The sequence below is a fragment of the Streptococcus sp. 1453 genome (genome assembly GCF_013276955.1).
Classification (GTDB): domain Bacteria; phylum Bacillota; class Bacilli; order Lactobacillales; family Streptococcaceae; genus Streptococcus.
The window spans coordinates 251,053-277,530 of record NZ_VMLZ01000005.1 but is presented as its reverse complement, the minus strand read 5'-3'; the positions used below and the strand labels follow the sequence as shown (position 1 = coordinate 277,530).

17 protein-coding genes are annotated in these 26,478 nt (G+C 42.6%); 14 read left to right on the top strand and 3 right to left on the bottom strand.

Annotation, left to right across the window (positions count from 1 at the left end):
• The first annotated feature begins 66 nt into the window (after window positions 1-66).
• The 3 genes from bglA to HW098_RS04790 all read left to right on the top strand — a co-directional run bounded on the left by bglA (window position 67) and on the right by HW098_RS04790 (window position 4,649).
• Window positions 67-1,446 (top strand): 6-phospho-beta-glucosidase, encoded by a 1,380-nt coding sequence (gene bglA, locus HW098_RS04800; protein ID WP_176139441.1) that lies wholly within the window; start codon window positions 67-69, stop codon window positions 1,444-1,446.
• A gap of 190 nt (window positions 1,447-1,636) precedes the next feature.
• The gene (gene glmS, locus HW098_RS04795; protein WP_176139440.1) at window positions 1,637-3,445 is read left to right on the top strand and encodes a glutamine--fructose-6-phosphate transaminase (isomerizing); all 1,809 of its coding nucleotides are present in this window, start codon (window positions 1,637-1,639) and stop codon (window positions 3,443-3,445) included.
• A gap of 154 nt (window positions 3,446-3,599) precedes the next feature.
• Window positions 3,600-4,649 carry an LLM class flavin-dependent oxidoreductase gene (locus HW098_RS04790; RefSeq protein ID WP_176139509.1) on the top strand — a complete coding sequence of 350 codons (1,050 nt, stop codon included), beginning with the start codon at window positions 3,600-3,602 and terminating at the stop codon, window positions 4,647-4,649.
• 352 nt (window positions 4,650-5,001) lie between these two features.
• Here HW098_RS04790 and HW098_RS04775 read toward each other — a convergent pair whose 3' ends face one another.
• The gene (locus HW098_RS04775) at window positions 5,002-9,126 is read right to left on the bottom strand and encodes a pullulanase (protein WP_240149458.1); all 4,125 of its coding nucleotides are present in this window, start codon (window positions 9,124-9,126) and stop codon (window positions 5,002-5,004) included.
• Window positions 9,127-9,600: 474 nt separating this feature from the next.
• Between HW098_RS04775 and HW098_RS04770 the strand changes: the two genes are divergently transcribed.
• The 11 genes from HW098_RS04770 (at window position 9,601) to pepC (ending at window position 24,671) form a co-directional block, all read left to right on the top strand.
• On the top strand, window positions 9,601-11,598 hold the full coding sequence (locus HW098_RS04770; RefSeq protein WP_176139439.1) for a thiol-activated cytolysin family protein: 1,998 nt from the start codon (window positions 9,601-9,603) through the stop codon (window positions 11,596-11,598).
• A gap of 686 nt (window positions 11,599-12,284) precedes the next feature.
• Window positions 12,285-12,698: a 30S ribosomal protein S12 gene (rpsL, locus tag HW098_RS04765; protein WP_001142332.1), complete on the top strand. Its 414-nt coding sequence runs from the start codon at window positions 12,285-12,287 to the stop codon at window positions 12,696-12,698.
• Between the two features lie 19 nt (window positions 12,699-12,717).
• Window positions 12,718-13,188 carry a 30S ribosomal protein S7 gene (rpsG, locus tag HW098_RS04760; RefSeq protein WP_000087873.1) on the top strand — a complete coding sequence of 157 codons (471 nt, stop codon included), beginning with the start codon at window positions 12,718-12,720 and terminating at the stop codon, window positions 13,186-13,188.
• A 278-nt stretch (window positions 13,189-13,466) separates the two neighbouring features.
• A complete protein-coding gene (gene fusA / locus HW098_RS04755; protein WP_000090345.1) occupies window positions 13,467-15,548 on the top strand; it encodes an elongation factor G in 2,082 nt (693 codons plus the stop codon).
• Window positions 15,549-15,651: 103 nt separating this feature from the next.
• A complete protein-coding gene (locus HW098_RS04750) occupies window positions 15,652-20,043 on the top strand; it encodes a PolC-type DNA polymerase III (protein WP_176139438.1) in 4,392 nt (1,463 codons plus the stop codon).
• Window positions 20,044-20,080: 37 nt separating this feature from the next.
• The gene (locus HW098_RS04745; RefSeq protein WP_176139437.1) at window positions 20,081-20,758 is read left to right on the top strand and encodes a hypothetical protein; all 678 of its coding nucleotides are present in this window, start codon (window positions 20,081-20,083) and stop codon (window positions 20,756-20,758) included.
• Window positions 20,759-20,771: 13 nt separating this feature from the next.
• A complete protein-coding gene (locus tag HW098_RS04740; protein WP_176139436.1) occupies window positions 20,772-20,924 on the top strand; it encodes a hypothetical protein in 153 nt (50 codons plus the stop codon).
• Window positions 20,925-20,945: 21 nt separating this feature from the next.
• Window positions 20,946-22,187: an aminopeptidase gene (locus tag HW098_RS04735; RefSeq protein ID WP_176139435.1), complete on the top strand. Its 1,242-nt coding sequence runs from the start codon at window positions 20,946-20,948 to the stop codon at window positions 22,185-22,187.
• A 9-nt stretch (window positions 22,188-22,196) separates the two neighbouring features.
• Complete coding sequence (locus tag HW098_RS04730) at window positions 22,197-22,427, top strand: GlsB/YeaQ/YmgE family stress response membrane protein (RefSeq protein ID WP_000901572.1); 231 nt, start codon at window positions 22,197-22,199, stop codon at window positions 22,425-22,427.
• 76 nt (window positions 22,428-22,503) lie between these two features.
• Entirely contained in the window at window positions 22,504-23,226 is a 723-nt protein-coding gene (locus tag HW098_RS04725; RefSeq protein ID WP_176139434.1) for a pseudouridine synthase, read from the top strand.
• A 110-nt stretch (window positions 23,227-23,336) separates the two neighbouring features.
• Window positions 23,337-24,671: an aminopeptidase C gene (gene pepC, locus HW098_RS04720; RefSeq protein ID WP_176139433.1), complete on the top strand. Its 1,335-nt coding sequence runs from the start codon at window positions 23,337-23,339 to the stop codon at window positions 24,669-24,671.
• A 55-nt stretch (window positions 24,672-24,726) separates the two neighbouring features.
• On the opposite strand, the gene HW098_RS04715 is transcribed toward pepC, so the two are convergent.
• Window positions 24,727-25,638, bottom strand: coding sequence for a PTS system mannose/fructose/sorbose family transporter subunit IID (locus tag HW098_RS04715; RefSeq protein ID WP_050222832.1), 912 nt, complete (start codon window positions 25,636-25,638; stop codon window positions 24,727-24,729).
• Between the two features lie 23 nt (window positions 25,639-25,661).
• On the bottom strand, window positions 25,662-26,465 hold the full coding sequence (locus tag HW098_RS04710) for a PTS mannose/fructose/sorbose transporter subunit IIC (protein WP_050271504.1): 804 nt from the start codon (window positions 26,463-26,465) through the stop codon (window positions 25,662-25,664).
• Window positions 26,466-26,478 lie beyond the last annotated feature (13 nt).

Below are 26,478 nucleotides of genomic sequence, written 5' to 3'. Positions count from 1 at the left end.
TGTAACTAGTTTTTACCTTGTTTTTTCTGTATAATGGGAAAAATGAGTAGATAAAGAGGTAAATGTATGCTAAGATTTCCAAAGGATTTTGTCTGGGGATCCTCTACTTCTGGACCACAAACGGAAGGACGTATAGCTGGTGACGGTAAGGGAGATAATCTCTGGGATTACTGGTTCCAAGTGGAGCCAAATCGTTACTATAATGGGATTGGTCCAGATAAAACATCAACCTTTTATGAAAACTGGGAAAAGGATATTGAGCTACTGTTAGAAACTGGTCACACGGCCTTTCGGACTTCTATTCAGTGGTCACGGATTTTTCCACAAGGGCGTGGAAAAGTCAATGCTCAAGGTGTGGATTTTTATCGTAAGGTCTTTGAGGCTATTAAGGCTAAGGGGATTCGTCTTTTAGTCAATCTCTATCATTTTGATCTGCCTTTTGCCCTTCAAGAGGATGATGATGGTTGGGAAAATAAGGCGACTGTTTCAGCCTATGAAGACTATGCTCGTTTTTGTTTTGAGACTTATGGAGATTTAGTGGATCAATGGCTTACCTTTAACGAGCCCATCGTTCCTGTGGAATTTGGCTATTTTTACGATGCCCATTACCCACATAAGGTGGATGCAGAGGCAGCCGTTAAAGTAGCTTATCATACACAATTGGCCAGCAGCCGGGCGGTTAAGGCCTGTCATGAACTCTTGCCTGATTCCAAGATTGGGATTGTCCTCAACTTGACACCGGCTTATCCACGTAGCCAGCATCCTGCTGATGTCAAGGCGGCTCGTATTGCGGACATTTTTCAGGCCCAATCTTTCTTAGATCCGTCCGTTTTGGGTACTTATCCACAGGAGTTAGTAGAAATCTTGCATGAACACGGTCTCTTGCCTGATGCTACAGAGGAGGAGTTGGATCTCATTCGTAACAATACGGTGGACTTCCTTGGTGTCAACTACTATCAACCTTTGCGTGTTATGGCTCCTCGATTTGCTAAGCATCCAGAGAGTCCACTCTTACCAGAACATTTTTACGAGCCTTATGTGATGCCTGGACGTAAAATCAATCCTCATCGTGGCTGGGAGATTTATGAGCAAGGGATTTATGACATCGCCCAAAATATTAAGGAAAATTATGGCAATATTGAGTGGATGTTGACAGAGAATGGTATGGGTGTTGAAGGGGAAGAAAAATTCTGTGAGAATGAAATGATTCAAGATGATTACCGTATTGACTTTGTAAAAGGTCATCTACGTGAACTTCACCGTGCCATTGAAGACGGAGCCAATTGTAAGGGCTACTTAATTTGGACCTTTATCGATTGCTGGTCATGGCTCAACAGCTATAAAAATCGCTATGGTTTGGTCGAATTAGACTTGGAAACGCAAGAACGTCGTCTGAAGAAATCAGGGCACTGGTTCAAGGAATTAAGCGATAATAATGGATTTTAAAAAGGACTCTGACTGATTATCCTAATTGGTCAGAGTTTTTTGCTTACAGGAGATGAATTTTAACTATACCAATTTTAACTCTTGACAAGTGAAAGAAACAAGTATATACTGTTTTTGCTGATTCTATAAAAGAGGAATTAGACTATACCAATTTAAGGAGAAAGCACAGCTGGTCTGTGTCGTATATACTATGTGTGGAATTGTTGGTGTTGTTGGAAACACAAATGCAACTGATATTTTGATTCAAGGGCTTGAAAAGCTCGAATACCGTGGTTATGATTCTGCGGGGATTTTTGTCCTAGGTGGTGCTGAAAATCACCTAGTCAAGGCTGTCGGTCGTATTGCAGAATTGTCTGCTAAAACAGCTGGTGTTGAGGGAACAACTGGTATTGGACATACTCGTTGGGCGACTCACGGGAAACCAACTGAAGACAATGCTCACCCACACCGCTCTGAGACAGAACGTTTTGTCTTGGTGCATAATGGGGTGATTGAGAACTATCTTGAAATCAAGGAGGAATACCTTGCAGGTCACCACTTTAAGGGGCAAACAGATACTGAAATCGCCGTTCATTTGATTGGAAAATTTGCGGAAGAAGATGGCTTGTCAGTTCTTGAAGCCTTCAAAAAAGCTCTTCATATCATCCGTGGTTCTTATGCCTTTGCCTTGGTTGACTCACAAAATCCTGAAGTCATCTATGTAGCTAAGAACAAATCTCCACTTTTGATTGGTCTTGGACAAGGATATAATATGGTCTGCTCAGATGCTATGGCTATGATTCGTGAAACCAACCAATATATGGAAATTCATGACCAAGAATTGGTAATCGTCAAGGCTGATAGTGTCGAAGTTCAAGACTATGATGGCAACAGTCGTGAGCGTGCTAGCTACACTGCTGAACTTGACTTGTCAGATATCGGTAAGGGAACTTATCCTTACTACATGCTTAAGGAAATTGATGAGCAACCAACGGTTATGCGTAAACTCATTCAAGCCTACACGGATGATGCTGGTCAAGTTGTAGTAGACCCAGCTATCATCAAGGCTGTTCAAGACGCAGACCGCATCTACATCCTTGCAGCTGGAACATCTTACCACGCAGGATTTGCTTCTAAGAAGATGTTGGAAGAATTGACAGATACACCAGTTGAACTTGGCATCTCATCTGAGTGGGGCTACGGTATGCCACTTCTCAGCAAGAAACCACTCTTCATCTTTATCAGTCAGTCTGGTGAAACAGCGGATAGCCGTCAGGTTTTGGTTAAGGCCAATGAAATGGGAATCCCAAGCTTAACAGTGACAAACGTACCTGGTTCAACTCTTTCACGTGAAGCCAACCATACCATGCTTCTTCACGCAGGACCTGAAATTGCCGTAGCATCAACCAAGGCCTATACAGCACAAATTGCAGCCCTTGCCTTTCTTGCAAAAGCAGTAGGAGAAGCAAATGGTAATGCTAAAGCGCAAGCATTTGACCTAGTTCATGAGTTGTCAATCGTAGCTCAGTCTATCGAATCAACTCTTTCAGAGAAAGAATCCATTGAAGCCAAGGTTCGTGAGCTTCTTGAAACAACTCGTAACGCCTTTTACATCGGACGTGGTCAAGATTACTACGTAGCTATGGAAGCAAGCCTTAAACTCAAAGAGATTTCTTACATCCAGTGTGAAGGCTTTGCAGCAGGAGAACTCAAGCACGGAACTATTGCCTTGATTGAAGAAGGAACACCTGTCTTGGCCCTCTTGTCAGATCCAGTCCTTGCCAACCACACTCGTGGAAATATCCAAGAGGTCGCAGCCCGTGGAGCCAAGGTCCTCACTATCGCAGAAGAAAATGTTGCTAAAGAGACAGACGACATCGTTCTTACGACCGTCCACTCTTACCTCTCACCAATTTCAATGGTTGTGCCAACGCAATTGATCGCTTACTTTGCAACCCTTCACCGTGGACTTGATGTGGACAAACCACGTAACCTTGCTAAGTCAGTAACGGTAGAATAAGCTAAAAAAGTCTAGTTATCTAGGCTTTTTCTTGTGAGCAAATCGGTTGCTTGTACTCAAGATTCGTGTTAGAATAATTTTTCAAATTGAAGGACAGAAATAGACAGGGAGAATCACAATGGTAGAATTGGGAATTTCAACATTGAGAATCACAATGGTAGAATTGGGAATTTCAACATTTGGGGAAACAACGGAGCTTGAAGGGACTGGGCAAACTTACAGTCATGCCGAACGTATTCGCCAGTTGGTAGCAGAGATTGAACTAGCTGACAAGGTTGGTTTGGATGTATATGGGATTGGTGAGCACCATCGGGAGGATTTTGCAGTATCAGCTCCAGAGATTGTACTAGCAGCTGGGGCAGTCAATACCAAGAAAATCCGTTTGACCAGTGCAGTCAGCATTCTCTCAAGTATGGATCCGATTCGTTTGTTCCAACAATATGCCACTATCGATGCTTTGTCAAATGGACGAGCGGAGATTATGGCTGGAAGGGGTTCTTTCACGGAATCTTTTCCCTTGTTTGGATATGATTTGAAAGACTACGAAGCCCTTTTTGATGAGAAATTAGACTTGCTTCAATTAGTCAATGAAAAGACCAAGTTAGACTGGCAAGGTCGATTGACCCAAACGATTGCTGGTAAAGAAGTTTATCCTCGTCCAGTTCAGGACAAATTACCCTTGTGGATAGCGACAGGTGGTCATGTCGAATCAACAGTGAAGATTGCTCAGGCAGGTCTACCGATTGTCTATGCCATTATCGGTGGCAATCCTCGTTATTTTAAAAAGTTTATTCAGGCTTATCGTGAGATTGGGAGCGAAGCGGGTCATGCCAGTCAGGAGCTAAAGGTCGGAGCCCATTCTTGGGGTTGGATTGCTGAGGATGGCGAGCAGGCGGTGAAAGATTATTTCCATCCGACCAAGCAAGTGGTGGATGCTATTTCTAAAGACCGTCCGCACTGGCAGGAATTGCGTTATGAGCAATATTTAGAGCAAGTAGGACCAAATGGCGCCATGTTTGTGGGCAATCCAGATCAGGTGGCAGAAAAATTGATTCGCATGATTAAGGATTTAGGTTTGGACCGCTTTATGTTGCACCTACCTCTTGGTTCTATGCCTCATGAACAAGTCCTGAGAGCTATTGAACTCTTCGGCACACAAGTGGCACCAAAAGTACGGGCTTACTTTGCCATGAAAGAGGCTTAATAAAAAATCCTCATCAGGCCTATTAGGACAATAAATATTGTACAAAAATCAATCCCCCGAGCGTTAAGACTTGGGGGATTGTTCTATAGGAGGGCTAGTTTATACTCTTCAAAAATCTCTTCAAACCACGTCGGTTTCCATCTGTAACCTCAAAGCAGTGCTTTGAGCAGACTGCGGCTAGTTTGCTCTTTGATTTTCATTGAGTTTTAGTTCTCTTTTTTGTTTTTTAGCAAGAATCCGAGACCTAGAAGGGCAAGGAGGTTGATTCCTGCCAACAGGAATTTGTTATCGTTGAGCTTCCTGTATTTGGATTAGTTATATCTAGCTATGCAAAGGTTATACAGTAGCAGTTTTAGCTAACCCATTCACCGTTTTCATTGACCAAATATCCTTCAACTCTTGTATTAACTGCAAGTTTACCTGATGAATCAACATAGTACCATTTGCCAGAAACTTCAAACCATTGATTTTCTTTCATAGCTCCTGATGGATCTAGATAGTACCAAGTATCTCCATCTTTTACCCAACCAGTTGACATAGAGCCGTTACTATTTAGGAAGTACCAAACATTGCCATCTTTCACCCAACCAGTTGACATAGAGCCATCATCTTTTAGATAATACCAAGTATCTCCATCTTTGATCCAACCAGTAGCTAGAGAACCGTCTGCTTTATGGAAATACCAGATGCCATTTTCTTGTTTCCAACTAGCTTTAGTTGCCTGATTTGGAGTTTCCGGTTTCTTATTTGTATAAGCTGGAGTGTAGGAAGTTACAATAGCTTGTGTAGAAGTAGCTGGAAGTGATTGAGTATTACTGTCCTTATGTGGTTGTGAAGCTTGTGAATCAGTTGTAGCTTGGCTAGGTTTATTTTCCGCATCAGCTACTTTTGCATTCGGTTTAGTAGAATCAGGTCTAGCTTGTGGAGCTGGATCTTGATGTGCAGGGTGAGAAGCTTCATTTTGATGTTCAGGCTTGGAAGGGGTTGAGTCTGGTTTCTCTTCTGCGGTTGACTCATGGCTAGTTCCATTTTGAGAGATTCGAAGAATAGTGGCTGTAAGGGCATTTAATTTCAAGCCTTTTTCAGTCCATTCAAGTCCTTTCGGGTTGGCAATTCCGACTGGCCCTGCTTGGTTTTCATCTGCTAAAACTTCAGCATTTCTGAGGTGGGCAAAGGCAGTTCCCAAATTAAATTCGCGAGCTTTTTCGTCCGCATTGACAAAGACTGCGTAGATATCACCGTTTGGAGCAGTGATTTGGTAGCCAATCACCACGTCCTCTTTTTCCACACCATTTTGGCCTGGGACAGTGATGAGGTGGACACGGTCTTTGATATCTTGAAGACTCTTAAGTCGGAAGGCATCTGTAGATTGACGAAGGGCAATCAAACCTTTCATATAGTCACGGCTCTTGACATTTTCAGGATAAGTTTTGCCATCTGTAGCCTTAGTCCAGTCAAACTTGTTGATGGCATCACTAGAGTCGTAAGAATCATGGATGAAGTAAGGATAGTCGAATGGATTGCCGTCCTTATCACGCAACAAGTGAGATTTGTTTGGTTGTTTGTCCTCTGCTACTGGAGTCTTGTAGGCTGGGTCACGGAATTGTTTGGTACGTCCGTATTCCTGACCAGAGTGGATAAATGGAGTTCCTTGAGCTGTCAAGACCATGAGGTTTCCAAGTCGCAAACGACGATGGATTTCAGCATAGTTCTCAGCCTTGCTTGGGTCTTTTTTGATAGACTGAGCGATGATGTCAAAGAGAGTCAAGTTATCATGGGCTGCGATATATTGAATTACATCTCCAGGGCTGTCTGCTTCAAAGTTGGTTGGTTGAGCAATGAGATTTTTGAAGACAGTATTGATATCACGCTTGCCGCCTGTAATGAAGGCAGGTTGACCTTCATTTGGATAACCTGACTTGAGGTTGTTACGGATGTCATCTGAAAAGACAGCGACAGTATCGGTATGTTTCATCCAATCTTGGTCAGCAGCTTTAGTAGGCATATTCTCATCACCAGCATAGGTTCTCCAACCTTCACCCAGCATGATGAGGTTTGGATTGAGGGCGCGTGCAGCCTTGTAAGCTTCTTCGATAGAAGCCGCATCATGGTCTCCCATCATATCGAAACGGAAGCCATCCACTTTGTAGGTATCAACCAGGTATTTGATAGAGTCAACTAGGAGCCGTTTGGTCATATGGTGGGTTGTTCCCAAGCGTCCACCACCAAAGCTAATTCGCGGTGTTCCATCAGCATCCATAAAGTGGTAGTAGTTTGGCTCTAAATTTTCAAAGATATCGACCTTGGCTGTGTGGTTATAAACGACATCTAGGATAGCTCCCATACCACGTTTGTGGATTTCGTTGATGAGGTTTTTAAATTCTGCGATTCGTTTTTCTGGATTTTTAGGATCGCTTGAGTACATACCAGTCAATGAGAAGTAGTTTTGAGGGTCATATCCCCAGTTGTAGTTGCTGTTGCTTGAAGCATAGTCAGACAAGCGTTCATGGTTTTTCAATTCATTGACAAAGTAGTAAGACAAGACTGGAAGGAGCTGGATGTGGGTTACACCCAAGTCTTTGAGATAGTCTAGTTTTTCAATGAAGGCTTCAAAAGTACCAAATGGTTTGGTCAAGTCTTTTGCAATGGCAGGATCTGAAGTGAAGTCACGCACATGTGCTTCGTAGATAACGGCATCTTCACGAGTCTTGAAGTTGTGAATCTTACCATAAGTCAAGTCTTGAGGTCCTAGTTTGGCTGGATCTACAAAGGCAGCTTTAGCCACTTTATGGGCATCGTCGATCTTGGCATCGTCACTATTCCAAGCAGCGAGAGATTTAGCGTAAGGATCGAGTGCAAGAACAGTTTTACCCTGACGCTCGATTTGGTATTGATAATAGTAGCCAGTGAAATCTGTGATTCCTAATTTGTTTGTGCTATCTAGAGTTTGTTTCCAAGTTCCTCTTTCGCCTTTTTCAAGAGCGACAGTTCCAACTACTTTGTCAGGATCATTCTTGTCGTAGACAACAACAGAAACCTTATCAGCACTTGGTGACCAAAGGGTCAAATCAACTTGTTTTCCTTCTTCTTTTAAGTCAGCTCCAAGTTTGCCATCATAGCTGTAAGTCTCATCTTTCAGGCGCCAGCTTGTTTTGGTAGTGAAGTGGTCGGAATTGTAGCTAACAGTATATGGATGTTTTGTGTCAGAGAAATCTCCGCTGTAGGTCACTTTCTTACCAGCTTCATCGATTGTAACATCGGTGATAGCTACCTTGTTTCCTAGGTGATTAGTGATGTTGGAGTGCTTGAGGATATCCTCTTTTTTAGCACCGACTAGTGTTGAAAAACTACTTTCAATGCTAGAAGTTCCTACGTGCTGAGCCCCTGTCATGCGGATATCATGGACATAGTATGGATTTGTGTAAATCGATTCATCATCGTCTTTTAGGAAAATTTGGCTATGATTTTTTAAATCTGTGAACTTATAATCTTCTTTACGGATTTTCACGTCGTCTCCTTGTTTGCTCTCATCTAGTAATAAAAAGCCAAATTCTTTGGCGGCATCCTTAAGAGGGATGTCGATATAGCGACCATATTTGCCTGTAGCCGTAAAGTCTGTTCCGTCAGGCCATTGAGCGCTACTTGGATTTTTCACATCTCCCCAGTACCAGAGAGATTTCTTGTCATAGTTGCCATCCGTGCGGTAGTAGTTGACGCGAACAGTTCCTGCAGGTTGTGGTTCGTAAGAGAAAACCTTATAATCTTGGTCCAACCAAGCCTCGTTCATTTTTGGAACTAGTTTTTCTACAGATTTATCGCCGGTTAGATTTTTTCCAGCTGTATTGTTGATGAGGAAGCTAATTTTCTTGGCTTGTTCTCCCTTTAATTTGACATCTAGGTAGTAGCCGTAGTCATCTTTCTTGGCATCCTTGAAGGACAAGGCTCCGTTAGGCCAATTTTCAGAAGGCTTTTCAACATCATCCCAAGTCCATAGTCCTTGAGCATCCTTGTTTTCTTCAGGAAGTTTTTTGACATGGATACGGAAGTAGTTATCTTCGATGGGCTCTTCTGCCTTAGTTTCAGTTGTTACTGGACTCGTAGAAGTAGTTGGTTCACTTGAACGATCTTGTCCAGTTTGTGGTGCTGAATCGGCTGGGCTTGCAACAGGAGTGGTTGGCTCTGTTGCAGGTTTTTCTTCTTTTTTCTCTAGGGAAGCGTTTGCATTTTCGGGTGAAGAAATATCACTTTCCTTCTTACCAGAGCCAGCTGCTGTATCAGTAAGAGGTTGGGCAAGGATGGTTGTATTTCCGTTGCTGGGTTCGTTAGTGGTTGTTGTACTTTCGTCGGCTGAGATAGTTGGTGTGGCCATGGCAAGTAGGACAAGGCTTGCGCCGATAAGGACAGAACCAGTTCCATTTTTGAGGGAACGGATGCTGTAAACTATTTTTTTCTCAGTTTGAGCTGGTGTTTTTCTCATAATGATTCTCCAATCAATAAATTTTTATACCAGTATAGCATGCAGTAGAAAATAGTGCAAGCGTTTTCTTTGATTTGTAAAAGAAATTCTTACTTTTGAGAAGTTTTCCGTACTATTTTATATATCAGTATAAATGACGGAGATAAAAATGTCACATAAGCCAAGCCGTATTATTAGGAAGATGATGTGTTTTCAGTTATTTTTATTCAGAAATTGCTCTCTAATATTTCTTTAAAAAGTTCATCTAGCGAAATTATAAATAGGAAGAGAAAAAGCTAGTGCTTCTCAAGTTTTATCTAGTTTCCAAACTATAGTATTTACTGGAAATCTAAAGAAAATATCAGAAAAATTCAGCAAACGTTTTCTTCTTATTTTCTTGACTTTTTTGCTGATTTGTGCTTGACTTTTACTTGAAATTTGATATACTATAGACAAATAGGAAAACGTATTCATTTAAAAACGGAGGAATAAGGAATGAATCAAGAAAAACGTTTGCATCGCTTTGTCAAAAAGTGTGGACTCGGTGTGTGTAGTGCTGTTGTTGCGGCCTTTTTATTGAACGCTCAAGGAGTAGCTTTGGCTACAGAGCAAGGGAATCGTCCAGTTGAGACAGAAAACATTGCTCGTGGAAAACAAGCTAGTCAAAGCTCTACTGCTTATGGAGGAGCTGCTACACGAGCAGTGGATGGTAATGTTGATAGTGACTATGGGCACCATTCTGTAACGCATACAAACTTTGAAGACAATGCTTGGTGGCAAGTTGATCTTGGAAAAACAGAGAATGTTGGAAAAGTTAAACTTTACAATCGTGGAGATGGGAATGTAGCTAATCGTCTTTCCAATTTTGATGTTGTTTTGTTAAATGAAGCAAAACAAGAAGTTGCTCGTCAACACTTTGATAGTTTGAATGGGAAGGCAGAACTTGAAGTTTTCTTCACCGCCAAAGACGCTCGTTATGTAAAAGTGGAGTTGAAAACTAAAAATACCCCATTGAGCTTGGCAGAAGTGGAAGTATTTCGTTCAGCAACAAATCAAGTTGGACAGGATAGAACTGCACCAGTAGTAGATCAAACATCAGCATTGAAAGACTACCTTTTTGGCTTAACTTATAATCCTTTGGATATTTTAACTCGCAAGGGAGAAACCTTAGAAAATCGCTACAACACAAGTGCTAAGGAACAAAATGGAGAGTTTGTCGTTGTAGAAAAAATCAAGAAAACCCTCTCTACAGGCACAGCAGATGTTTCCATCAATGGAAATCAAAATGTCTTCCTAGGTGGCTTGTATAAGGCAAACCAAAATCTGCTAGAAAATCAGCCAGAATTGATTAGTCTTGCCCGTGCAAAGGGGACAGTCAGCGTCGATTTACCTGGTATGATTCATTCTGAAAATCAAATCGAAGCAAATCCTACAACTAGTGGTATGCAAGAAGCAATGAATACCTTGGTTGAAAAATGGACAAAGAACTATTCATCTAGCCATTCTGTTCCTGCCCGTGTTCAGTATGAATCAACTACAGCCTATAGCATGAACCAATTGAAAGCAAAATTTGGTGCAGACTTTGAAAAAGCAGGTGCACCGCTCAAGATTGACTTTGAGGCTGTGCAAAAGGGTGAAAAGCAAATTGAAGTTGTAAACTTCAAACAAATCTACTATACAGCGACATTTGATGCACCGACCAATCCAGCGGCTGTATTTGACAAGAGTGTGACACCTGAAGATTTAAAACAAAGAGGCGTTGATTCACAAACTCCACCTGTATATGTATCAAACGTTTCTTACGGACGTCAAATCTATGTTAAGTTTGAGTCAACAAGTAAGTCTACTGAATTAAAAGCAGCTATCAATGCGGTTATCAAAGGCGCAACAATTGCTCCAAATTCTGAATGGAGCCGTCTATTGAAGAATACTTCTGTAACAGCGGTAATTGTAGGAGGTAATGCTAGCGGTGCCGCCAAAGTTGTCACAGGAACAGTCGAAAACTTGAAGGAACTCATCAGAGAAGGAGCTAACTTTAGCGCTCAAAGTCCAGCTGTGCCAATCTCATATAAGACTGCCTTCCTAAAAGATAATGCCCAAGCAACTTTACAAAATAGTACAGACTATATCGAAACGAAGGTTACTTCTTACAAAAATGGCTTCTTGAAACTTCATCATAAGGGTGCTTATGTTGCGCGTTACTACATCTATTGGGATGAAATTACATATGATGAACAAGGAAATCCAGAAATCCGTTCACGTCAATGGGAAGATAACGGAAAAAACAGAACTTCAGGCTTCCAAACAGAGATTCAATTTAAAGGAAATGTCCGTAATCTTCGTATCAAGGTTCAAGAAAAGACGGGTCTTGTATGGGAACCATGGCGTACAGTTTACAACCGCACAGACTTACCACTAGTACAACAGCGTACAATTACACATTGGGGAACAACTCTAAATCCTAAAGTTGATGAAAAAATTGTGAATGAGTAACGATTTGATTTACTTGATTCGATAGTAAACAGTGAAGAGGAGGAACTTCGATTTCTCCTCTTTTATGATTGACTTTTGAGAGAATGAAAAGATGAAAAGGGGAACTTCTATAGCAGCTTGAAACTAGAATAGTACGTTATTGCTATTAAAACATTTCTAGAAATTAAGTTGACTTTTCCAATAGATTTGTTCATATCTTATTTCAATTCAATATAAAACTAACTTCCAGTTTTCCACAACCTAGCTTTTAGTATGAGAAAAACGCGTTGTTACAGACATAAGGAGCTTTTTGAGAAGTGGGCAATCCGTGCAATCAGATTTGACGGATGTTGGGTGCATGATGCGATTGCGCTTGATTTCTTTTGAAATCGTTGACGGGTCTTTTCCGTCTTCTCAATGATGGAACGGAAAGTCTCACACTTAATTCCACCATAAAAATCCGTTTTAGACTAATTTCCACTTCGGCAAGTCAAGTGGAAGTTACGCAGAGCTAAAATTAACAATAAAAAAGAAAAATATCTTGACAAGCAAGGGAAAATTTTGTTACAATAATAGACGGTACTTTTTACTTTTGGTCTCTCAAGAGTGTACAGGGACGTGCTGACAAATGTTGCAAAAGTACACACAGATGATAGCTGTCACCAAGTGTATCATCACCAAAAATAAAAAAACACAGGAGAATGTAGATGCCTACAATTAACCAATTGGTTCGCAAACCGCGTAAATCAAAAGTAGAAAAATCTAAATCACCAGCTTTGAACGTTGGTTACAACAGTCATAAAAAAGTTCAAACAAACGTTTCTTCACCACAAAAACGTGGTGTTGCAACTCGTGTTGGAACAATGACACCTAAAAAACCTAACTCAGCCCTTCGTAAATTCGCTCGTGTACGTTTGAGCAACCTTATCGAAGTTACTGCCTACATCCCAGGTATCGGACACAACTTGCAAGAGCACAGCGTGGTTCTTCTTCGTGGTGGACGTGTAAAAGACCTTCCAGGGGTACGTTACCATATCGTCCGTGGTGCACTTGATACTGCAGGTGTTAACGATCGTAAACAAGGCCGTTCTAAATACGGTACTAAACGTCCAAAAGCATAAGGAAAGGGGATAAAGAGAAATGAGTCGTAAAAATAGAGCTCCAAAACGTGACGTATTGCCAGATCCGCTTTACAATTCACAACTAGTTACTCGTCTTATCAACCGCGTTATGCTTGATGGTAAACGTGGTACAGCTGCTTCAATCGTTTACGGTGCTTTTGAACAAATCAAAGAAGCTACTGGCAACGATGCACTTGAAGTATTTGAAACAGCTATGGAAAACATCATGCCTGTACTTGAAGTACGTGCACGTCGTGTTGGTGGTTCTAACTACCAAGTCCCAGTTGAAGTTCGTCCAGAACGTCGTACAACACTTGGACTTCGTTGGTTGGTAACAATCGCTCGTCTTCGTGGTGAACACACAATGCAAGACCGTCTTGCAAAAGAAATCTTGGATGCTGCTAACAACACTGGTGCAGCAGTTAAGAAACGTGAAGATACTCACCGTATGGCTGAAGCTAACCGTGCATTTGCACACTTCCGTTGGTAAGATTAAGATACTAAGGGCGTTAAAAAAGCGACTGAAAATTAGGAAACTTGACGAAGAATCGAAGATTCTAGGAGAGTTTATCTATTTTCCGAGCTTTTAGCCTGGGTTCAAATTAGCTAAATCGATTAGTATTAGCTATAACTCAACTTACCATCTCGTAAGTTGAAACCAACAATAGCATGAAAAGATTGAGAACGGGTAGGTCCTGCCTATCCGTTTTTATTAAAATCATGTTATAATAGAATAGAAATCAAAAATAAATAGGAGAAACAAACCTCATGGCACGCGAATTTTCACTTGAAAAAACTCGTAATATCGGTATCATGGCTCACGTCGATGCTGGTAAAACAACTACAACTGAGCGTATCCTTTACTACACTGGTAAAATCCACAAAATCGGTGAAACTCACGAAGGTGCGTCACAAATGGACTGGATGGAGCAAGAGCAAGAGCGTGGTATCACTATCACATCTGCTGCGACAACAGCTCAATGGAACAACCACCGCGTAAACATCATCGACACACCAGGACACGTGGACTTCACAATCGAAGTACAACGTTCTCTTCGTGTATTGGATGGTGCGGTTACCGTTCTTGACTCACAATCAGGTGTTGAGCCTCAAACTGAAACAGTTTGGCGTCAAGCAACTGAGTATGGAGTTCCACGTATCGTATTTGCCAACAAAATGGACAAAATCGGTGCTGACTTCCTTTACTCTGTAAGCACACTTCACGATCGTCTTCAAGCAAATGCACACCCAATCCAATTGCCAATCGGTTCTGAAGATGACTTCCGTGGTATCATCGACTTGATTAAGATGAAAGCTGAAATCTATACGAACGACCTTGGTACAGATATCCTTGAAGAAGACATCCCAGCTGAATACCTTGACCAAGCTCAAGAATACCGTGAAAAATTGATTGAAGCAGTTGCTGAAACTGACGAAGAATTGATGATGAAATACCTCGAAGGTGAAGAAATCACTAACGAAGAATTGAAAGCTGGTATCCGTAAAGCGACTATCAACGTTGAATTCTTCCCAGTATTGTGTGGTTCTGCCTTCAAGAACAAAGGTGTTCAATTGATGCTTGATGCGGTTATCGACTATCTTCCAAGCCCGCTTGACATCCCAGCAATCAAAGGTATTAACCCAGATACAGACGCTGAAGAAACTCGTCCAGCATCTGACGAAGAGCCATTTGCAGCTCTTGCCTTCAAGATCATGACAGACCCATTCGTAGGTCGTTTGACATTCTTCCGTGTGTACTCAGGTGTGCTTCAATCAGGTTCTTACGTATTGAACACTTCTAAAGGTAAACGTGAACGTATCGGACGTATCCTTCAAATGCACGCCAACAGCCGTCAAGAAATCGACACTGTTTACTCAGGTGATATTGCTGCTGCCGTTGGTTTGAAAGATACTACAACTGGTGACTCATTGACAGATGAAAAAGCTAAAATCATCCTTGAGTCAATCAACGTTCCAGAACCAGTTATCCAATTGATGGTTGAGCCAAAATCTAAAGCAGACCAAGACAAGATGGGTATCGCCCTTCAAAAATTGGCTGAAGAAGATCCAACATTCCGCGTTGAAACAAACGTTGAAACTGGTGAAACAGTTATCTCTGGTATGGGTGAGCTTCACCTTGACGTCCTTGTTGACCGTATGCGTCGTGAGTTCAAAGTTGAAGCGAACGTAGGTGCTCCTCAAGTATCTTACCGTGAAACATTCCGTGCTTCTACTCAAGCACGTGGATTCTTCAAACGTCAGTCTGGTGGTAAAGGTCAATTCGGTGATGTATGGATTGAATTTACTCCAAACGAAGAAGGTAAAGGATTCGAATTCGAAAACGCAATCGTCGGTGGTGTGGTTCCTCGTGAATTTATCCCAGCGGTTGAAAAAGGTTTGGTAGAATCTATGGCTAACGGTGTTCTTGCAGGTTACCCAATGGTTGACGTTAAAGCTAAGCTTTACGATGGTTCATACCACGATGTCGACTCATCTGAAACTGCCTTCAAGATCGCGGCTTCACTTGCTCTTAAAGAAGCTGCTAAATCAGCACAACCAGCTATCCTTGAGCCAATGATGCTTGTAACAATCACTGTTCCAGAAGAAAACCTTGGTGATGTTATGGGGCACGTAACTGCTCGTCGTGGACGTGTAGATGGTATGGAAGCACACGGTAACAGCCAAATCGTTCGTGCTTACGTTCCACTTGCTGAAATGTTCGGTTACGCAACAGTTCTTCGTTCTGCATCTCAAGGACGTGGTACATTCATGATGGTATTTGACCACTACGAAGATGTACCTAAGTCAGTACAAGAAGAAATCATTAAGAAAAACAAAGGTGAAGACTAATCAGTCCTCGCTCTAGAAGGAAGTCACTTAGTGGCTTCCTTTTGTCTTTAGAAAATACTTCTAAATATGGTAAAATAGTAGGAGAATAATGTGAGGAAAATGAATGTCAAACAGTTTTGAAATTTTGATGAATCAACTGGGGATGTCTGCTGAAATGAGACAGGATCCTGCTTTATTACAGGCTGATATTGAGCGAGTTGTGGTTCATAAAATTAGTAAGGTATGGGAGTTTCATTTCGTATTTTCTAATATTTTACCTATTGAAATCTTTTTAGAATTAAAGAAAGGTTTGAGGGAAGAATTTTCTAAGACAGGCAATAAAGCTGTTTTCGAAATCAAGGCTCGGTCTCAAGAATTTTCAAATCAACTTTTGCAGGCCTATTATAGAGAGGCTTTTTCTGACGGGCCATGTGCTAGTCAAGGTTTTAAGTCCCTTTATCAAAATTTGCAAGTTCGTGCTGAGGGCGATCAACTCTTTATTGAAGGCTCAGAGGCGATTGATAAGGAACATTTTAAGAAAAATCACCTTCCTAATTTAGCAAAACAACTTGAAAAGTTTGGTTTTCCAACTTTTAACTGTCAGGTCGAGAAGAATGATGTGCTGACCCAAGAGCAGGAAGATGCCTTTCATGCGGAAAATGAGCAGATTGTTCAAGCTGCCAATGAGGAAGCGCTCCGTGCTATGGAACAACTAGAACAGATGGCACCTCCTCCAGCGGAAGAGAAACCAGCCTTTGATTTTCAAGCCAAAAAAGCTGCGGCTAAGCCAAAGCTAGATAAGGCGGAGATTACTCCTATGATCGAAGTGACGACGGAGGAAAATCGTCTGGTCTTTGAAGGGGTTGTTTTTGATGTGGAGCAAAAAGTGACCAGAACAGGGCGTGTTTTGATCAACTTTAAAATGACTGACTACACTTCAAGTTTTTCTATGCAAAAGTGGGTCAAGAATGAGGAAGAGGCCCAGAAGTTTGATCTAATTAAGAAAAATTCTTGGCTCCGAGTGCGTGGGAATGTGGAGATGAATAACTTCACACGCGATTTGACGATGAACGTGCAGGATGTGCAGGAAGTTGTTCACTATGAGCGGAAGGATTTAATGCCAGAAGGTGAGCGCCGGGTTGAGTTTCATGCTCATACTAACATGTCGACCATGGATGCTCTACCAGAGGTTGAAGAAATCGTTGCGACAGCTGCTAAGTGGGGACACAAGGCTGTTGCCATCACGGACCACGGGAATGTCCAGTCCTTCCCACACGGCTATAAGGCGGCTAAGAAAGCGGGGATCCAGCTGATCTATGGTATGGAAGCCAATATCGTGGAGGACCGCGTTCCTATCGTTTATAACGAAGTGGAGATGGACTTGTCAGAAGCAACCTATGTGGTCTTTGACGTGGAAACGACGGGTCTATCAGCTATCTACAATGATTTGATTCAGGTTGCGGCCTCTAAGATGTATAAGGGGAATGTCATTGCTGAATTTGATGAATTTATCAATCCTGGGCATCCTTTGTCGGCCTTTACTACTGAGTTGACTGGAATTACAGATGACCATGTCAAAAATGCCAAACCACTAGAACAAGTTTTGCAAGAATTCCAAGAATTCTGCAAGGATACTGTCCTAGTCGCTCACAATGCGACCTTTGACGTTGGCTTTATGAATGCTAATTATGAGCGTCATGGTCTGCCAAAGATTAGTCAGCCAGTTATTGATACGCTGGAGTTTGCTAGAAACCTCTATCCTGAGTATAAACGTCATGGTTTAGGTCCTTTGACCAAGCGTTTTGGTGTGGCCTTGGAACATCACCACATGGCTAATTACGATGCGGAAGCTACTGGTCGTCTGCTCTTCATCTTTATCAAAGAGGTAGCAGAAAAACATGGTGTGACCGACTTGGCTAGACTAAACATTGATTTGATTAGTCCAGATTCTTATAAAAAAGCTCGAATTAAACATGCGACCATTTATGTCAAGAATCAGGTAGGGCTAAAAAATATCTTTAAGCTGGTTTCCTTGTCTAATACCAAGTACTTTGAAGGGGCACCACGGATTCCGAGAACGGTTCTAGATGCCCATCGGGAGGGCTTGATTTTAGGATCAGCCTGTGCAGAAGGCGAAGTTTTTGATGCGGTCGTTTCTCAAGGTGTGGATGCGGCGGTTGAGGTGGCCAAGTATTATGACTTTATTGAGGTTATGCCACCAGCTATCTATGCTCCCTTGATTGCCAAGGAGCAGGTCAAGGATATGGAGGAACTCCAGACCATTATCAAGAGTTTGATAGAGGTGGGAGACCGTCTTGGTAAGCCTGTTCTGGCTACGGGGAATGTCCACTATATCGAACCAGAAGAAGAAATTTACCGTGAAATTATTGTCCGTAGTTTGGGACAAGGAGCTATGATTAACCGAACTATCGGTCATGGGGAACATGCCCAACCAGCTCCTCTTCCGAAGGCTCATTTTCGAACAACCAATGAGATGTTGGATGAATTTGCCTTCTTGGGAGAGGAACTAGCTCGCAAATTGGTTATTGAAAACACCAATGCCTTGGTAGAAATCTTTGAGCCTGTTGAGGTAGTTAAGGGGGACTTGTATACGCCTTTTATCGACAAGGCTGAAGAAACAGTTGCCGAGTTGACCTATAAGAAAGCTTTTGAGATTTATGGAAATCCGCTGCCAGATATCGTTGATTTGCGGATTGAAAAAGAATTAACCTCTATTCTGGGGAATGGATTTGCCGTGATTTATCTGGCATCGCAGATGCTGGTGCAACGTTCCAATGAACGGGGTTACTTGGTTGGTTCTCGTGGGTCTGTCGGATCTAGTTTCGTTGCGACCATGATTGGGATTACAGAGGTCAATCCTCTCTCTCCTCACTATGTCTGTGGTCAGTGTCAGTACAGCGAATTTATCACCGATGGTTCGTATGGTTCAGGATTTGATATGCCCAATAAGGACTGTCCAAACTGTGGTTATAAACTCAGTAAAAACGGACAGGATATTCCTTTCGAGACCTTCCTTGGTTTTGATGGAGACAAGGTTCCCGATATTGACTTGAACTTCTCGGGGGAAGATCAGCCTAGCGCCCACTTGGATGTGCGTGATATCTTTGGTGAAGAATATGCCTTCCGTGCAGGAACGGTTGGTACGGTGGCTGCCAAGACCGCTTATGGATTTGTCAAGGGCTACGAGCGAGATTATGGCAAGTTTTATCGTGATGCAGAGGTGGAACGTCTAGCCCAGGGAGCTGCTGGTGTCAAACGAACGACAGGCCAACACCCGGGGGGAATCGTTGTTATTCCGAACTACATGGATGTCTATGATTTCACGCCTGTTCAGTATCCAGCGGATGACGTGACGGCTGAATGGCAGACCACTCACTTTAACTTCCATGATATAGACGAGAACGTCCTCAAACTCGATGTACTGGGACATGATGATCCGACCATGATTCGGAAACTCCAAGACTTGTCTGGGATTGACCCTAATGAAATTCCTATGGATGACGAAGGCGTAATGGCCCTCTTTTCTGGGACTGATGTGCTAGGAGTGACACCTGAGCAAATCGGAACGCCTACGGGCATGCTGGGAATTCCAGAGTTTGGGACCAACTTTGTACGTGGAATGGTGGACGAGACGCACCCAACGACTTTTGCGGAGTTACTACAGCTCTCAGGTCTGTCCCACGGTACTGACGTTTGGCTGGGCAATGCCCAAGATTTGATTAAACAAGGGATTGCTGACCTATCAACCGTTATCGGTTGTCGGGACGACATCATGGTCTACCTCATGCATGCTGGTCTGGAACCTAAGATGGCCTTTACCATTATGGAACGGGTACGTAAGGGCTTGTGGCTCAAGATTTCCGAAGAGGAACGCAATGGCTATATCGAAGCTATGAAGGCCAATAAGGTGCCAGAGTGGTATATCGAGTCCTGTGGGAAAATTAAGTATATGTTCCCTAAAGCCCATGCGGCAGCCTACGTTATGATGGCCTTGCGTGTAGCTTACTTCAAGGTTCACCATCCTATTTATTACTACTGTGCTTACTTCTCAATCCGTGCTAAAGCCTTTGATATCAAGACTATGGGTGCAGGCTTGGATGCTATCAAGCGCAGAATGGAAGAAATCTCTGAAAAACGGAAGAACAATGAAGCCTCTAATGTGGAAATTGATCTCTATACAACTCTTGAGATTGTCAATGAGATGTGGGAACGTGGTTTCAAGTTTGGCAAACTCGATCTCTACCGCAGTCAGGCGACAGAGTTCCTCATCGATGGGGATACCCTCATCCCGCCATTTGTAGCAATGGATGGTCTGGGAGAGAACGTTGCCAAGCAATTGGTGCGAGCGCGTGAAGAGGGAGAATTTCTCTCTAAAACAGAATTGCGTAAGCGTGGAGGGCTCTCATCAACCTTGGTTGAAAAAATGGATGAAATGGGGATTCTCGGCAATATGCCAGAGGATAACCAGTTGAGTTTGTTTGATGAGTTGTTTTAATAGTTTGAAATGTCTTGTGTAGGTTTGAGGTTGTATCATGATGGAAAAGAAAAAAAGAGCAACACCCTGGAAACCAGGGAAAGTTATTTCCATAAGTTTGCGAAATGGCGTTTACGTATTAGCACAAATGGTGCGTGATCCCTATCTGGTATTTTTCAACTATTTTAACGAGGAAAATAATTGGAAGGGAGTGACCTTGAAAGAGGAGGATATCCTCTTTTGTAAGGCTGTTACTCGCCAGTTTCTACGCTACAGTCCTGTAGCGATTGTCAAAGAAGTTACCCCCCTGTTAGATTATGAACTGCCTAAAGAATGGATTTATAGCCATATTGGAGGGCATCCTATTACTGTTTCGGTAAAGGGACGGGAGCGTCAAGTAGCTGGTTTTGGCCGATGCTGTTCTTTGGTTCTGGCGGATAAGGACAGTGGGCAACCGGAGGATAATCCACTTATGGGACTCTTCCAATCTTATATCATATCAGATATCAAAGAACAGGATTGGGATCGGGTAGGTCAGGCTGAACTTATGTCTATTGAAGTATTTCCAACACTCAACGAACGTCTCTATCTTTGCTTTCTTTATGGGAAAAATATAAATCCAGAACAAGATATCTCTTTAGGAAAGCCTCTACCTGATGACTATGAAACCTATATAGATATCCTCACAAATAGTCCAGAGGCACGACGCCTCTACCTAGGGGAGCATGAAGAATAAGAAAGGACATTTCATGAAACTAAGAATTTTTGCAGAAGATAAGCCGGCTGAGAAGGTATTTGAATATCAATTAGAACTTGCTGATCAAACAATTCTTCTATCAACAGCACTCTTGTCTGGTGCCATTGCTTTAGCAGGATTATTCGCTGCTTTGAAAGAAAAATAAAAATAGAAAAGAGAAAACAGAATGGTTTTACCAAATTTTAAAGAAAATCTAGAAAAATATGCGAAATTATTGGTTGCGAACGGAATTAATGTGCAACCTGGTCACACTTTGGCTCTCTCTATCGATGTGGAGCAACGTGAGTTAGCTTACTTAATCGTCAAAGAAGCTTATGCCTTGGGTGCGCATGAGGTGATCGTTCAGTGGACAGATGATGTCATCAACCGTGAGAAATTCCTCCACGCACCGATGGAGCGTCTGGACAATGTGCCAGAATACAAGATTGCTGAGATGAACTATCTCTTGGAGAACAAGGCTAGCCGTCTCGGAGTTCGTTCATCTGATCCAGGTGCTTTGAACGGTGTGGACGCTGACAAGCTTTCAGCTTCTGCTAAAGCTATGGGACTTGCTATGAAGCCAATGCGCATCGCAACGCAATCCAATAAAGTCAGCTGGACTGTGGCAGCCGCTGCTGGACTTGAGTGGGCTAAGAAAGTTTTTCCAAATGCTGCGAGCGACGAAGAAGCAGTCGATCTCCTTTGGGACCAAATTTTTAAAACTTGCCGTGTCTATGAAGAAGATCCTGTTAAGGCTTGGGAAGAGCATGCAGCTATCCTCAAGAGCAAGGCCGATATGCTTAATAAAGAGCAATTTTCAGCTCTTCACTACACAGCGCCAGGGACAGATTTGACACTTGGTTTGCCAAAGAACCACGTTTGGGAATCAGCTGGTGCTATCAATGCACAGGGCGAAGGATTCTTGCCAAATATGCCGACAGAGGAAGTCTTCACAGCGCCTGATTTTCGTCGCGCAGATGGTTATGTCACTTCTACAAAACCGCTTAGCTATAACGGAAATATCATCGAAGGCATTAAAGTAACCTTCAAGGATGGACAAATTGTGGATATCACTGCAGAAAAAGGTGATCAAGTCATGAAAGACCTTGTCTTTGAAAATGCGGGTGCGCGTGCCTTAGGTGAATGTGCCTTGGTACCAGATCCAAGCCCAATTTCTCAGTCAGGCATTACCTTCTTTAACACCCTTTTCGATGAAAATGCGTCAAATCACTTGGCTATCGGTGCAGCCTATGCAACTAGCGTTGTTGGTGGAGCGGAGATGAGCGAAGAGGAGCTTGAAGCTGCGGGGCTTAACCGTTCAGATGTTCACGTAGACTTTATGATTGGTTCTAACCAAATGGATATCGATGGTATCCGTGAGGATGGGACAAGTGTACCACTCTTCCGTAACGGAGATTGGGCAAATTAAGGAGATAATATGTTAGGAAGTATGTTCGTTGGTCTCCTAGTGGGATTTTTAGCAGGTACTCTGACCAATCGTGGAGAGCGAATGGGATGTTTTGGAAAAATGTTTCTAGGCTGGATTGGTGCCTTTATAGGCCACTTGCTTTTTGGGACTTGGGGACCGATAATAGCAGGAACTGCCATTATTCCGGCAGTACTAGGTTCCATGATTGTCTTAGCCATTTTCTGGAGACGAGGAAGTTAATTTCCTAAATCTGAAACGAAAAGGAGGTTAGTCATTGAGACAGCCTCCTTTTGATATGATATGATATAATAGTTCTATGAGATTAGATAAATTTTTAGTAGCCTGCGCTGTAGGGAGTCGGACTGAGGTCAAAAACTTGCTCAAGGCTGGGCGCGTGACGGTAAATGGTAAAAAAGAGAAATCAGCTAAATTGCAGATTGATGAAAAAATAGATGAGATTCGCTTTGATGGGCAAGTGTTGGAGTATGAAGAGTTTGTCTACTACATGATGAACAAGCCCAAAGGAGTTATCTCAGCGACTGAGGATCCCAAGCACAGAACCGTTCTGGACTTGTTGGATGACTTGGCGCGGAGTAAGGAAGTTTTCCCAGTAGGACGCTTGGATATTGACACGCATGGTCTTTTGCTCTTGACCAATGATGGTCAGCTGGCTCATGTTCTTCTTTCGCCCAAGCGTCATGTGGACAAGACTTATCTGGCACAAGTCAAGGGAATCATGACCCAAGAAGATGTGGAGACATTTGCTGAGGGTATTCCTCTCAAAGACTTTACCTGTCAACCCGCTATACTGGAGCTTGTATCCATAGATACAGAAAAGAATCAAAGCCAAATCCGTGTGACCATTGCAGAAGGGAAGTTTCATCAGATCAAGCGTATGGTGGGCTACTGTGGCAAGGAAGTGGTGGACTTGCAACGATTGACTATGGGAACTCTAGTATTGGATGAGAACTTGCAGCGAGGAGAATGGCGTCGTTTGACCAAGGAAGAATTAGAAGATCTCCTTGCGAATATTGCTTAATTTGATTTATATTCGAAAAGGTGAGGAAGAATATCCTTGCCTTTTATGTTTTTCAGTTGCTTCCTTTGTGAAAAGAGTTATAATAGACTGTAGAATAAAAGGAGGAATCTATGAACGCGATTCAAAAATCATTTACTGATAAATTATTTGCCAATTATGAAGCAAATGTCAAATACCAAGCGATTGAAAATGCTGTCAGCCACAACGGAATTTTTGCAGCTCTAGAACGTCGCCAAAGCCATGTAGACAACACATCTGTTTTCTCATTGGATTTGACCAAGGACAAGGTTACTAACCAGAAAGCGTCTGGTCGTTGCTGGATGTTTGCAGCTCTTAACACCTTCCGCCACAAACTCATTTCACAATACAAATTGGAAAATTTCGAGTTGTCACAGGCCCACACCTTCTTCTGGGATAAGTATGAGAAATCAAACTGGTTCTTGGAGCAAGTCATTGCGACTGCAGACCAAGAATTGACGAGCCGTAAGGTTAGCTTCTTACTCCAAACACCTCAACAAGACGGTGGTCAGTGGGATATGGTCGTTTCCCTCTTTGAGAAATACGGTGTCGTGCCTAAGTCAGTTTATCCTGAATCTGTTTCATCTAGTAGCAGTCGTGAGCTAAATGCCATTCTCAACAAATTGCTTCGTCAAGATGCTCAAATCTTGCGTGACTTGCTCGCTTCTGGCGCAGACCAAGCGACTGTTCAAGCTAAGAAAGAAGACCTCTTGCAAGAAATCTTTAATTTCCTTGCTATGTCACTAGGTCTTCCACCACGTAAATTTGACTTTGCTTATCGTGATAAGGATAACAACTACCAAAGTGAAAAGAGCATTACTCCACAAGAATTTTACAAGAAATATGTCAATCTTCCACTAGAAGATTACGTTTCTGTTATCAATGCTCCAACTGCTGACAAGCCTTACGGCAAATCTTACACAGTTGATATGTTGGGAAATGTGGTTGGTAGCCGTGCAGTTCGCTATATCAACGTTCCAATGGAGCGCTTGAAAGAATTGGCGATTGCCCAAATGCAAGCAGGTGAGACTGTTTGGTTTGGTTCTGATGTTGGCCAGCTCAGCAACCGCAAAGCTGGAATCCTTGCGACAGATGTTTATGACTTTGAATCAAGCATGGACATTAAACTTACTCAAGATAAGGCTGGACGTTTGGACTACAGCGAAAGCTTGATGACCCATGCTATGGTCTTGACAGGTGTTGACTTGGATGAAAATGGTAAGTCAACCAAGTGGAAGGTTGAAAACTCATGGGGAGACAAGGTTGGTGCAGATGGTTACTTTGTTGCCTCAGACGCTTGGATGGACGAATACACATACCAAATCGTTGTCCGTAAAGAATTGCTGACAGCAGAAGAACAAGCTGCTTACGAAGCAGAACCAATTGTGCTTGCACCATGGGATCCAATGGGAGCTTTGGCTGAATAAAAGCATAGAAAAAAGGAATCAGATTTTAGAACCTGGTTCCTTTTAAGTTGCTTGATTACATGATGTGAAGAACATGTGCCACAATACCCACTGCGAAGAGTGCAAGGATAATAGTGATTGGAGATACTTTTTTCTTAAGCAAGTACATGCAAAGTAAAGTAAGGAGTAGTCCTGATAGTCCAGGAATCAACATATCCAAGTTTTGTTGGAAAGTAGTAACTTTTTCAGGAGTTTGAGACAATCCTTGTCCTACTTGTGCGAATGCTTCTTGGATACCTTTAGATCCTTCTGGCAATTTATCCCAATGGATATAAGCCTTTTCATCTAGTTGAACTTTGGAAACATCGAAAGCAAATTTAATATTTACCCAGCGTTGAACAAGGACAGCAAGAATGAACATCCCAAGGATAGAAGCTCCTTTAGTGATGTCTTGAAGGATACCGCCAGACATATCTTTCGTGATTTCTGATCCAGCCTTGTATCCAACCTCTTGAACATACCACAAGAATGACATACGAATCAAGTTCCATGCAACAAAGAAGAGGAGTGGGCCCAAGATATTGCCAGTAAGGGCAAGTGAAGCACCGAGAGATCCAAGGATTGGGCGTACTGTAAACCAGAATACTGGGTCACCGATACCAGCAAGAGGCCCCATCATACCGATTTTAACCCCTTGGATAGCAGCGTCATCGATTTCCACACCATTAGCACGTTCTTCTTCAAGCGCAAGAGTAACCCCCATGATTGGAGCGGCTACGTATGGATGAGTGTTGAAGAACTCAAGGTGACGCTCAAGAGCAGCGATTTGATCTTCTTTTTTAGTGTAGAGTTTTTTGATAGCTGGAATGAGTGTATAAGCCCAGCCCAAGTTTTGCATCCGTTCAAAGTTCCAAGACCCTTGTAAGAAGGTTGAACGCCACCAAACTTTTTTACGATCTGATTTAGTTAATTGAAGTTTTTCAGTCATGATGTTTTCAGTCCTTTCTTATCTTAGTAGTCTTCTAGGATATCGCCGATTGGGTCGTTAGAAGTTGCGGCTCCTCCGCCACCATTTCCACCAGTTTTAGAAAGGTGAAGGTAGATAAGCGCGATAGCAACACCGATAGCACCAAATCCGATTAGAGTAATGTCTGATACGGCAGCGAGAACGAAACCAAGAGCGAAGAATGGCCATACTTCACGAGTTGCCATCATGTTGATAACCATAGCGTAACCAACGGCAACAACCATACCACCACCGATAGCCATACCATCTTTGAGCCAATCAGGCATAGCATTTAGAATGCTTTGTACAGTTTCAGTTGGTACCATAAGGAGAAGAGCTGCAGGAAGCGCGATACGAAGTCCTTGGAAAAGTAGCGCAATAAAATGCGCACGCTCCACAGCGCCGAAGTCACCTTTTTTAGCGGCAGCATCTGCAGTATGAACCAAACCAACTGAGATTGTACGAACAATCATAGTTAAGAATAGACCAGCAACGGCAAGAGGGATAGCAACCGCTTGGGCAACACCGATACCTGTCTTGGTAAAGTCACCACCAAGAACCATGATAATGGCAGCAGCGACAGAAGCAAGTGCAGCATCAGGAGCGATAGCAGCACCGATATTTGACCAACCAAGGGCAATCATTTGAAGCGATCCACCGAGGATAATCCCTGCTTCCAAGTGACCTGTTACAAGCCCAATAAGGGTACAGGCTACAAGTGGTTGGTGAAATTGGAATTGGTCGAGGACGCCTTCAAGACCTGCAAGGAAGGCTACAACGACTACTAAAACCATAGAAATAATAGACATCTTTAAAATCCTT

What these genes read in the sequence shown, in the direction of transcription:
- HW098_RS04770 (WP_176139439.1), top strand. Translation starts at nt 9,601, where the DNA reads ATGAATCAAGAAAAACGTTTGCATCGCTTTGTCAAAAAGTGTGGACTC.
- rpsG (WP_000087873.1), top strand. Translation starts at nt 12,718, where the DNA reads ATGAGTCGTAAAAATAGAGCTCCAAAACGTGACGTATTGCCAGATCCG.
- HW098_RS04730 (WP_000901572.1), top strand. Translation starts at nt 22,197, where the DNA reads ATGTTAGGAAGTATGTTCGTTGGTCTCCTAGTGGGATTTTTAGCAGGT.
- glmS (WP_176139440.1), top strand. Translation starts at nt 1,637, where the DNA reads ATGTGTGGAATTGTTGGTGTTGTTGGAAACACAAATGCAACTGATATT.
- HW098_RS04725 (WP_176139434.1), top strand. Translation starts at nt 22,504, where the DNA reads ATGAGATTAGATAAATTTTTAGTAGCCTGCGCTGTAGGGAGTCGGACT.
- HW098_RS04775 (WP_240149458.1), bottom strand. Translation starts at nt 9,126, where the DNA reads ATGAGAAAAACACCAGCTCAAACTGAGAAAAAAATAGTTTACAGCATC.
- HW098_RS04745 (WP_176139437.1), top strand. Translation starts at nt 20,081, where the DNA reads ATGATGGAAAAGAAAAAAAGAGCAACACCCTGGAAACCAGGGAAAGTT.
- HW098_RS04715 (WP_050222832.1), bottom strand. Translation starts at nt 25,638, where the DNA reads ATGACTGAAAAACTTCAATTAACTAAATCAGATCGTAAAAAAGTTTGG.
- bglA (WP_176139441.1), top strand. Translation starts at nt 67, where the DNA reads ATGCTAAGATTTCCAAAGGATTTTGTCTGGGGATCCTCTACTTCTGGA.
- HW098_RS04750 (WP_176139438.1), top strand. Translation starts at nt 15,652, where the DNA reads ATGTCAAACAGTTTTGAAATTTTGATGAATCAACTGGGGATGTCTGCT.
- rpsL (WP_001142332.1), top strand. Translation starts at nt 12,285, where the DNA reads ATGCCTACAATTAACCAATTGGTTCGCAAACCGCGTAAATCAAAAGTA.
- pepC (WP_176139433.1), top strand. Translation starts at nt 23,337, where the DNA reads ATGAACGCGATTCAAAAATCATTTACTGATAAATTATTTGCCAATTAT.
- HW098_RS04735 (WP_176139435.1), top strand. Translation starts at nt 20,946, where the DNA reads ATGGTTTTACCAAATTTTAAAGAAAATCTAGAAAAATATGCGAAATTA.
- fusA (WP_000090345.1), top strand. Translation starts at nt 13,467, where the DNA reads ATGGCACGCGAATTTTCACTTGAAAAAACTCGTAATATCGGTATCATG.
- HW098_RS04710 (WP_050271504.1), bottom strand. Translation starts at nt 26,465, where the DNA reads ATGTCTATTATTTCTATGGTTTTAGTAGTCGTTGTAGCCTTCCTTGCA.
- HW098_RS04740 (WP_176139436.1), top strand. Translation starts at nt 20,772, where the DNA reads ATGAAACTAAGAATTTTTGCAGAAGATAAGCCGGCTGAGAAGGTATTT.
- HW098_RS04790 (WP_176139509.1), top strand. Translation starts at nt 3,600, where the DNA reads ATGGTAGAATTGGGAATTTCAACATTTGGGGAAACAACGGAGCTTGAA.